At 67.3% G+C, this 3,532-nt stretch carries 4 protein-coding genes; 2 read left to right on the top strand and 2 right to left on the bottom strand.

What is annotated here, in order from left to right:
- Positions 1 to 74: 74 nt before the first annotated feature.
- A complete protein-coding gene (locus tag AC1DYI_RS29790; RefSeq protein ID WP_477207735.1) occupies positions 75 to 509 on the bottom strand; it encodes an ExbD/TolR family protein in 435 nt (144 codons plus the stop codon).
- Positions 506 to 1,147 (bottom strand): MotA/TolQ/ExbB proton channel family protein, encoded by a 642-nt coding sequence (locus AC1DYI_RS29785; protein WP_477207734.1) that lies wholly within the window; start codon positions 1,145 to 1,147, stop codon positions 506 to 508. The genes AC1DYI_RS29790 and AC1DYI_RS29785 overlap by 4 nt, the downstream gene beginning before the upstream one ends.
- A 211-nt stretch (positions 1,148 to 1,358) precedes the next feature.
- Between AC1DYI_RS29785 and xseA the strand changes: the two genes are divergently transcribed.
- Positions 1,359 to 2,672, top strand: a complete 1,314-nt coding sequence (xseA, locus tag AC1DYI_RS29780) for an exodeoxyribonuclease VII large subunit (protein ID WP_477207733.1) — start codon at positions 1,359 to 1,361, stop codon at positions 2,670 to 2,672.
- 114 nt (positions 2,673 to 2,786) lie between these two features.
- Positions 2,787 to 3,368, top strand: coding sequence for a superoxide dismutase (locus AC1DYI_RS29775; protein WP_477207732.1), 582 nt, complete (start codon positions 2,787 to 2,789; stop codon positions 3,366 to 3,368).
- Positions 3,369 to 3,532: the final 164 nt, after the last annotated feature.

Here is a 3,532-nt window from a genome sequence, read left to right as displayed (position 1 = left end):
GCCCAGCTGGGCGCGGAACGCACCGGGGGCAGGGTGCTCATCGCCGGCGCGGCTTCAGCGGCCGGGCGGCCGGCTCAAGGGCTGGTGCCCGCGGCGGCCGCCGAGCTTTGTGCAGCGAAGGTCACGCGGGGCAGGCCCGCGCGGCGTGCCGCGTCGAGCACGTTGATCACCGACTGGTGCGCCGCCGTGGCATCGGCCGAGATGATCAGGAACGGGTCCTGGCGTTGGTCGGCTGCCGCGCGCAGAGCTGCGGCCAGCAGTTCGACGCTACGACCTTCCACGGCCTGCTTCTCGACCGAGTAGCGGCCATCGGCCGATACCGAGACGATGATTTCCGATGGCCGGTCGCGCGCCTGTTCGGCGTCCGCGGCGGGCAGCGTCAACTGCAACTCGGTGAACTTCGAGTAGGTCGTCGACAGCATCAGGAAAATCAGGATGACCAGCAGCACGTCGATGAACGGGATCAGGTTGATCTCCGGTTCGTCGTTGCGGTCGCCGCGGAAGTTCATCGCTTCGACCCCGACGAGCGCTCCATGCGCAGCAGATGGTGCAGCACGCGCTCGGCGCCTTGCTCCATGTCGTGCAGGTAGTCGTTGACCCGGCCGCGGAAGTAGCGGTGGCACATCAGCGACGGGATCGCCACCATCAGGCCGAACGCCGTGTTGTACAGAGCCACCGAGATGCCGTGCGCCAGTTGCGCGGGGTTGGCGCCGGAGCTGCCGGGCGATTGAGAGCCGAAGATCTCGATCATGCCAATCACCGTGCCCAGCAGGCCCAGCAGCGGGGCGGCCGAGGCGATGGTGGCCAGCGCGTTCAGGTAGCGCTCCAGTTGGTGGGCAGCGCTGCGGCCGGCGGCTTCGAAACCGTCGCGCAGCAGCGTCTCGCTGCAGCGCGGGTCTTGCGCCACCAGGCGGATGCCGCTGGACAGCAGCGCCCCGAGAGTCGAGTTGGCCGAGAGCTTGCTCAGCACGTCGCCGGACGGCACGCCCTGGCGCAGCACTTGCAGCACCTCGTCGACCAGTCCGGGCGGCGCCACTTGAGCGCGGCGCAGCGCAAAACCTCGTTCAATGACCAGGGCCAGGGCGGCCACGGAACACAGGATCAATGGCCAGATTGGCCAGCCGGCGGCTTGTATGATCGTCAGCAAGAATGCCTCTGGCGCAGGGCCCGAAACGAAAGACGGGCGATTATGAACTGATCGCCGAGGCTCTCCAGCCGTCACACGTTTGTCATCTGTCCACAGCAGATGTGGAAAACACTGTGGGAAAGCGGCGCGCAACCTTCACAAAGCGTGCAATGGTGCGGGTTTCCGTGCCGTTGCCCAAAAATAAGGCGCTGTGTCGCCAGTGAACAACCTGATGCAATCCAGTTCAGCGCCCGGGCCCCAGGTCTGGGGGGTCGCCGGTCTGCTGTTGGCCGTTTCCGACGCGCTGGCGGCCCGTTTTTCCGCCGTGGCGGTGCGCGGCGAGCTCTCCGGCTTCAGTCGCGCCAGCAGCGGCCACTGCTACTTCACCCTGAAAGACGCGTCCGGCGGCAATGCTGGCCTGCGCTGCGCAATGTTCCGCCGTGCGGCCATGATGCTGCAGTTCAACCCGCAGGATGGGCAGCAGGTGGAGTTGCGCGGTCGCCTGGCGGTGTACGAAGCACGCGGCGAGCTGCAGATGGTGGTCGAAGCCATGCAGCGCGTCGGCGTCGGCAACCTGTACGAAGAGTTCCTGCGGCTGAAGGCCAAGCTCGAGGCCGAAGGTTTGTTCGATACCGCGCGCAAGCGCCCGTTGCCGCCGCTTCCACGCCGGCTGGTCGTTGTCACCTCGGCCAGCGGCGCCGCCATCCACGACGTGCTGACCACGTTGGCGCGCCGCGCGCCGCACGTCGAGGTGCTGCTCGTCCCCACACTGGTGCAAGGCGTACAGGCGCCCGAGGCGATCGTGCGGGCGCTGGCCCAGGCCAACGCGCAAGACGATGGCGACCTGATCTTGCTGTGCCGCGGCGGCGGTTCGCTCGAAGACCTGTGGGCCTTCAACGACGAGCGGGTCGTGCGCGCGGTGCGGGCGTCGCGCCTGCCCGTGGTTGTCGGCGTGGGCCACGAGACCGACATCACACTCGCCGACTTGGCCGCCGACCTGCGCGCGCCCACGCCCACGGCCGCTGCCGAGCTGGCTGCGCCCGAGCGCGATGCGCTGTTGCAAGGCCTGACCCTGCGCGCCGACATCTTGACCCGCCGGCTGTATCAACGGATCGACAGCGCCGCCCAGACGCTGGACACGCTGGCTCTGCGCCTGCACCGCCCGGCCCAGCGCTTGCGGGTCGAGCAGGGCCGCCTCAATACGCTGGCCCAACGTCACCAGGCGGCCCTGGGCCGCGCGGTCGAGATGCAGCGCATGGCCCTGCAGCACCGCACCCAGCGCCTGCTGCAGGCCGCTCGCGGTGCGCAGGCCCGTCAGCAGGATCGGCTGCAGGCGCAGGCGGCACGCCTGTCTTCGCTGGACCCGCGCCGCGTGCTGGCCCGCGGCTACGCCTGGGTCGAGACAGAGGAGGGCGAGGCCATCGTCTCGGCACATGCTTTGCTTCCGGGCCAGAGCCTGCGCGCAGTGTGGGCTGACGGCAGTGCCAACGCCCGGGTGACCGAGGTCAACGTCGACCCGAGCCCCCCGAAGTCCGGCCGGTCATAACCGATCACCCTTGGCGCAGAGGTGGGCGCTTTGTGCTGCCTACAATGCCCGCGGCCCCCTGTTTCACTGGCCGAGCGCCGCTGAAGCGCTGCCCCCAACTCGAAAGGAAAAAGCATGGAACACACCCTGCCGCCGTTGCCCTTCGGCCTCGACGACCTGGCTCCGCACATGAGCCGCGAGACGCTCGAATACCACCATGGCAAGCACCACAACGCCTATGTGGTGAACCTGAACAACCTGCAAAAGGGCACCGAGTTCGAAGGCCTGCCGCTGGAAGACATCGTCAAGAAGTCCAGCGGCGGCGTCTACAACAACGCAGCCCAGATCTGGAACCACACCTTCTTCTGGAACTGCCTGAAGAAGGGTGGCGGCGGTGAACCCAGCGGCGCGCTGGCCACGGCCATCAACGCCAAGTGGGGCTCCTACGCCGCCTTCAAGGAAGCCTTCACGAAGAGCGCCGTCGGCAACTTCGGCTCGGGCTGGACTTGGCTCGTGAAGAAGGCCGACGGCTCGGTCGACATCGTCAACATGGGTGCCGCCGGCACCCCGCTGACCACCGGCGACAAAGCGCTGCTGACCGTCGACGTGTGGGAACACGCCTACTACATCGACTTCCGCAACCTGCGCCCGAAGTTTGTCGAGACCTTCCTGAACAGCCTGGTCAACTGGTCGTTCGCCGAAAAGAACTTCGCCTGACTGTTGCGCGAGTAGCGCCACCCGCACAAGCCGGCCTCGTGCCGGCTTTTTCTTTTGTTACGCTCCGCCAGGCGTCCTGTCCCGCAGAGAACTGTCATTGCGACGGGCCGCAATGGGGATGATCGCGAGTCGACGAGCCGGGCAGATACCTCGTGGTATCTGCC

It is taken from the genome of Ideonella sp. P3_A4 (assembly GCF_056403075.1).
Note: the sequence above shows the minus strand (reverse complement) of the source record. Positions and strands in the feature narration are given on the sequence as shown.

Bases quoted from the DNA above. Each gene is read 5' to 3' on its own strand.
- AC1DYI_RS29790 (WP_477207735.1), bottom strand. From the start codon at position 509: ATGAACTTCCGCGGCGACCGCAACGACGAACCGGAGATCAACCTGATC.
- xseA (WP_477207733.1), top strand. From the start codon at position 1,359: ATGCAATCCAGTTCAGCGCCCGGGCCCCAGGTCTGGGGGGTCGCCGGT.
- AC1DYI_RS29775 (WP_477207732.1), top strand. From the start codon at position 2,787: ATGGAACACACCCTGCCGCCGTTGCCCTTCGGCCTCGACGACCTGGCT.